This window comes from Burkholderia sp. SCN-KJ, from assembly GCF_024656005.1.
Lineage (GTDB): Bacteria > Pseudomonadota > Gammaproteobacteria > Burkholderiales > Burkholderiaceae > Burkholderia.
In genome coordinates this window covers 1-1,236 of sequence record NZ_JANKOG010000083.1, presented here as the reverse complement: position 1 = coordinate 1,236, position 1,236 = coordinate 1, and the positions used below count along the sequence as shown (strand labels likewise).

1 protein-coding gene is annotated in these 1,236 nt (G+C 57.8%); it reads right to left on the bottom strand.

Features of this window, described 5'->3' with window-relative positions:
* Positions 1–97: 97 nt before the first annotated feature.
* Positions 98–1,210 (bottom strand): nitronate monooxygenase, encoded by a 1,113-nt coding sequence (locus NQV17_RS37715; RefSeq protein WP_257776148.1) that lies wholly within the window; start codon positions 1,208–1,210, stop codon positions 98–100.
* Positions 1,211–1,236 lie beyond the last annotated feature (26 nt).

Below are 1,236 nucleotides of genomic sequence, written 5' to 3'. Positions count from 1 at the left end.
CGACCGTCGTTCGTCGAGAAGCCTTTTCAGCATCTCAAATCGCCTTTGACCTCGGCTCTCTTCGTTACCGGCCGTGCAGCTGTTGTTCATGCTCTATCTACTCGTAAGACGCCTTGGCATTGAGCGCTTCCAGCGCCTCCAGATATTCGTTCAACAGCCGCTCGAACTCGCCCTTGACCGTGGTATGTCCCTTCATGTCGCCAATGGCTTGACCCACCGAGTAGCTCCAATAGTCCATATTGTGCGAGCGCTCCGCACGCTTGAACGGATAGCCCCCAAGGATCGACTGCATCGGCCATTTCAGCGGTTTTGGTGCGCCTGGCTGAGCCCACGCCTTCATATAGTCCGTGTTGAGAATCCGGCACTGCTTCCCGGTCATTGCAAAGCTCAATGTGGCGTCTTCCGATTCCGACTGGAACAGCTTCTCGCGCATCTCCATGTTCAGGTCGCTCTCCGCGGTGCCAAGCCACAACGAGCCGATCCAAACACCCTGGCACCCCAGCGCCAGCGCCGCAAGAATCTGCGAACCACGCGTTACGCCGCCAGCTGCGAGGACAGGAAGCCCCTGTGCAGCTTCGACTACCTGCGGCCACAGAACCATGGATGCGATGGAACCAACACTGCCACCAGCCTCCGTCCCTTGAGCAACCAGAAAATCAACGCCCGCATCTTTTTGCTTGCTTGCGTGGCGACCGCTTCCCACGAGCGCCCCCACCTTGATCCCACGGCCGTGGGCTTGCTTCACCACCCAGTCTGGCGTAACGCCAAGCGCGCCGACAACGCAGCTAACGGGCTTACTGAGGACCACGTCGAGCTGTTCTTGGCTCTTCTTGTTCGTCATGGCCATCTTCGTCGCATACTCGGCCATGTATGCATTGCGGTCCGCTTCAGGCATGTCGGCGATACCGGCTTCGTCCAGGACTTTCTTGACGAACGATAGGTGACTTTCCGGGATTTGCTTCAGATATTCCTCTGGCGATTTTTCGTCGCCTCCCGTACCGGGAAAAACAAGGTCTACGCCGAAGGGCTTGCCGTCCACCTGCTTCTCAATCCAGTCGATCGACATCGACAGTTCGTCGGGCGTCATCCAGGCCGCGCCCAGCACGCCCAGACCACCCGCCTTCGTGACCGCCGCGACAACATCACGGCAGTGAGAGAAAGCGTAGATCGGCAGGTCAATCCCAAATTGGGCACCAAGTTCAGTCTTCATTGAAGCATCCTATCTTCAGTTGTATC

Bases quoted from the DNA above. Each gene is read 5' to 3' on its own strand.
- NQV17_RS37715 (WP_257776148.1), bottom strand. From the start codon at position 1,210: ATGAAGACTGAACTTGGTGCCCAATTTGGGATTGACCTGCCGATCTAC.